Consider the following 3,934-nt stretch of genomic DNA (forward strand, 5'->3'; position numbering starts at 1 on the left):
GGAGACCAGCGCCCCCTGGGCCAACGCGAGGCTGGCGGCCGCCGCGAACCGGTCGCCGGCACCGCAGGTGTCCCCCTCGGCGCTACCCGGCGTCGGCACCACCAGCGGCGTCGACCCCGCGTGGCAGAGCAGCGCGCCGTCACCGCCCAACGTCACCGCGACCGCGCCGGCCCGCCAGCGTCGCCGCAGCCCCTGTGCGCCGCGCGACGCGGTGGCCAGTCGGGAGGCGCCGGGCAGCGCGGGGACCAGCTCGCGCACCTCGGACTCGTTCGGGGTGGCCAGGTGGACGCCGGGCACCGCCGCCGGGCCGCGCGGATGCGGGTCCCACACCACCGGCGCGCGGGTGGCGGCCAACGCGTCGCGCAAGGCGAGCTGCCGGGCCACCCCCCGGCCGTAGTCGCTGACCAGTACCGCCGACGCCGACGCAATCACCCGCAGCACCTCGTCGGAGGGCTGACCCGGCTCCCCGGACGTGCCGCCCCGGTCGTGACGCAGCAGCACCCGTCCCCGGGCCCGCAGCCGGATCTTTTCCGGCGTCGCGCCGGAGAGGGCCAGGGGGTACACCTGCACGCCGGCGGCGGTGAGCAGGGCGCTCAGCCGAGCCCCACCGGCGTCGTCGGCGAGCGCGGTCACCAGCACCACCTCGGCGCCCTGCGCGGCGGCGAACACCGCCGCCAGCCCGGCGCCCCCCGGCCGGTCGGTGGCCGCTGTCTCGTCGAGCACCGGCACCGGGGAGTCCGGGCAGAGCCGGTTCACCACGCCTTCCACGTCCCGGTCGAGCAGGGTGTCCCCCAGCACCACCACCGGTCCCCTCACGCCTGCCTCCTCATCCTCACGCGTCGACCTGCTGTCCGGTCCCGCCGTCCAGCACCACCTCGACCCCCACCGGTGCCGGCTCCCCGGGCCCGGGGTGGACGACCGCCGGGTCGCCGACTGCGGCCAGCGCGGCCGGCAACTCCTGTTCGAGGTACTCGCAGAGCAGATGACTGGTCACGAGGTGCAGCTCCTGGACGACCTGGGTGTCCGGGGACGCGACGGCCAGCACGTCGTCGCAGGCGTCGGCGAGCGGATTGGGAGCGACGCCGGTGAGCGCCCAGGAGGTCACCCCGACGTCGCGGGCGGCCCGCGCGGCGGCCACCAGGTTGGCGCTGGTCCCACTGGTGCTCAGCAGCAGCAGGATGTCGCCGGGGCGGCCGTGGGCGCGCTCGTCTCGGCGTGCAGCGCGATCGCCGACAGCGGCCGACGATCGTCGCGCAGCTTGCCGACCAGCTCGGCGGTGAGGTGCTGGGCCTCGGCGGCGCTGCCGCCGTTGCCGGCGACCAGCAGGCGACCCCCGGCGGCCAGCCGGTGGGCCAGGTCCGCGCCCCAGCGCGTCAGCTGCCGCTCACACCGCCGGTACGGCACCAGCGCCGCCGCGAGATTCGTCAGGTGGGTGTCGAGCAGGCTGCCCGTCGGCATCAGGCCACCACCCGGGTCGGCCGGCGCACGGCGGCCACCTCGCTGTAGACCTCGACCAGCCGCTCGGCGGTCGCCGCCCACGAGTACCGCGCCCGGGCCCGCTCGCGGGCCGCCGTCGCGTACGCGAAGCGCCTGATCCGGTCGTCGAGCAACCCCTGGATCGCGGTGGCCAGGGCCTGCGGATCCCGGGCCGGCACGAGATCACCGGTCGTCCCGTCGACAACGGTGTCCCGGATGCCACCCACGGCCGTGCCGACGACCGGCACCCCGCACGCCATCGCCTCCAACGGGGTCAACCCGAACGGCTCGTACCAGGGCGCCGCGACCAGCAGGTCCGCCGAGCGGTACCAGCGGCCCATCTCCTCCCGGGGCACCGCCCCGACCAGGTGCACCCGGTCGGCCACCCCGCACGACTCGGCGAGGGCCCGCAGCCGGCGGGCGTACGGGTCGGTCTCCAACAGCCCCTCGGGTGGGCCGCCGACGACCACGCACTCGGCGTCCGGCACCAACGCCATCGCACGGACCACCGTCTGGAAGCCCTTGCGCTCGACCAACCGGCCCACGGTGAGGATCCGGGCCCGTCCCGGTTCCCTCTCGGCGGCCGGTCCGAGCGGGGCGAAGGTGGCGAGGTTGACCCCGGAGGGCACCACCGTCATCCGGGACCGGGGCACCCCCATGCGGACCAGCTCGCCCACCTCGTCGCGGCACTGCGCGACGACCCGGTCGACCGAGCGGCCCAGCTCCCGCTCGTAGGAGATCCGTCGGGCCGGGCTGGTGTCCTGCACCCCCTGGTAGCGGCGCTTCACGGTGCCCAACGCGTGGTACGTCAGCACCACCGGCCCCCCGGTCTGCCGGCCGGCCGTCAGCCCGGCCAGACCACTCATCCAGAAGTGCGCGTGGAACAACTCGGGCACCCAGTCGCCGCCGCGCCAGCGTTCGATCAGCCAGGCGCTGAACTCCCGCATGTGCGGCAGCAGGGCGTCCTTGGCCACCGGCTCGGCCGGGCCGGCCGGCACGTGCACCACGTCGTACCCGTCCGGGCTGCCGACGGTCACCGGCAGGTCGGGCGCGTCGCGGCGGGGGTAGACCCGCACCTCGTGCCCGGCGGCGGCGAGCGCGGCGGACAGCTCCGCGACGTGCGTGTTCTGGCCGCCGGCATCCTCCCCTCCGAGGACGGCGAGCGGGCTGGCGTGCTCCGAGATCATCGCGATCCGCATACTTCCTCCTCCAGCAGCCGGTCCCAGTCAGCGAGGAAACGGTCGAGGCCGTACCTGTCGCGTGCGGCGGTTCGCGCCGCCGCCCCGGCCTGGCGCGCGGTCGCCGGTTCGGTGATGAACCGGCGGGCGGCGTCGAGCAGGGTGTCGGTCCGGGTGGCCAGCGCCCCCGCCTGCGGGGGCCCCGCCATCACCGCCTCGGTGGTGGCGAGCGCGACGACCGGCATGCCGATCGCCATCGCCTCGATGAGGCTCAGCCCGAGGGAGGTCCACCGGCACAGGTGCAGGTACGCCCGCCGCCGGGCCAGTTCGACGTGCATCCGCTCCTGGGGCACGTCGTCGTGGCTGGTGAGCCGGTCGGCGGGCAGCCCCAGGTGGTCGGCCAGGCCGGCGACCCCCATGCCGAACACGTCCAGCGGCGCGATCTCGGCGAACTGGGGCAGCAGGTCGGTGCCGGTGACCCGGCCTCGGCGTACCGGCTCGTTGATCACCACGGCGAGCCGGTCCAACTCGCCCGTGTAGGACGCCGAGGGGGCGACGATGCCGTGGTCGACAACAGTGGTGCGGGTGGCGCCGGTGTCCCAGAAGATCTGGTTGAACCCGGTGACGTGGGCGATGAGCAGGTCGTCGCGGTCGGCCATCGGGTGGCGGGTGTTGGGCACGTCGCCCTTGGGTGTGTTGTGTTCGACGTAGATCGCCGGAAGGTCGCGGCCCGGGCGGCGCCGAAGCCACTCCTCGGCCCGGTCGAGTTCCTCGGGGCGTTGCAGGATCACCAGGTCCACGTCGGCGCTCGGCAGTTCCTGCGGGCTGACCTCGACCGCGTTGTCCGGCCACGGGTAGGTGCGGGCCCGGCCGAGGCCGTACGGGCCGCGGTCGGGTGTGGTGGGAATCAGGTAGCGGTGGCTGCCGTGCACGAACGACGTGGTCCAGGAGCCGTGCACGTGCCAGAGCAGGATGTTCATCGGCCGCCACCACCGCTGACCGTGAGCGTCCGGAGCGCGTCGACCACCTGCTCCGGGTCGATGCCGCTGAGGCAGGGGTGCCCGGGGACCGGGCAGCTGGCCGCCCGGGTGTCCCGGCAGGGCCCGGCGGCGTCGCCGAGCCGGACGGCGGGCACCCGGTAGGGCCCCCACTGTCCGAACGGAACCGTCGGCGCGAAGAGACTCACCACCGGCACTCCGGTGGCGGCCGCCAGGTGCGCGGGCCCGGTGTTGCCGACCACGACCGCGCTGGCGTCCGCGACGATCGCGGCCAGCCCGGCC

General features: G+C 75.4%; 4 protein-coding genes and 1 pseudogene. All 5 read right to left on the bottom strand.

Going from position 1 to position 3,934, the window contains the following annotated elements; genetic code table 11:
- On the bottom strand, positions 1-816 hold an 816-nt coding region (locus tag KBX53_RS25160; RefSeq protein WP_309140849.1), incomplete at its 3' end, for a PfkB family carbohydrate kinase.
- 16 nt (positions 817-832) lie between these two features.
- Positions 833-1,461: pseudogene (locus KBX53_RS25165) on the bottom strand (SIS domain-containing protein).
- A complete protein-coding gene (locus tag KBX53_RS25170; protein ID WP_210861981.1) occupies positions 1,458-2,675 on the bottom strand; it encodes a glycosyltransferase in 1,218 nt (405 codons plus the stop codon). The pseudogene KBX53_RS25165 and the gene KBX53_RS25170 overlap by 4 nt, the downstream one beginning before the upstream one ends.
- Positions 2,660-3,634 (bottom strand): glycosyltransferase, encoded by a 975-nt coding sequence (locus KBX53_RS25175; protein WP_210861983.1) that lies wholly within the window; start codon positions 3,632-3,634, stop codon positions 2,660-2,662. Before KBX53_RS25175 ends, KBX53_RS25170 begins: the two co-directional genes overlap by 16 nt.
- A partial coding sequence (locus KBX53_RS25180) for a glycosyltransferase family 9 protein (RefSeq protein ID WP_305797974.1) occupies positions 3,631-3,934 on the bottom strand: 304 nt, incomplete at its 5' end. The genes KBX53_RS25180 and KBX53_RS25175, both read right to left, overlap by 4 nt.

This window comes from Micromonospora sp. M51, assembly GCF_018070305.1.
Lineage (GTDB): Bacteria > Actinomycetota > Actinomycetes > Mycobacteriales > Micromonosporaceae > Micromonospora > Micromonospora parva.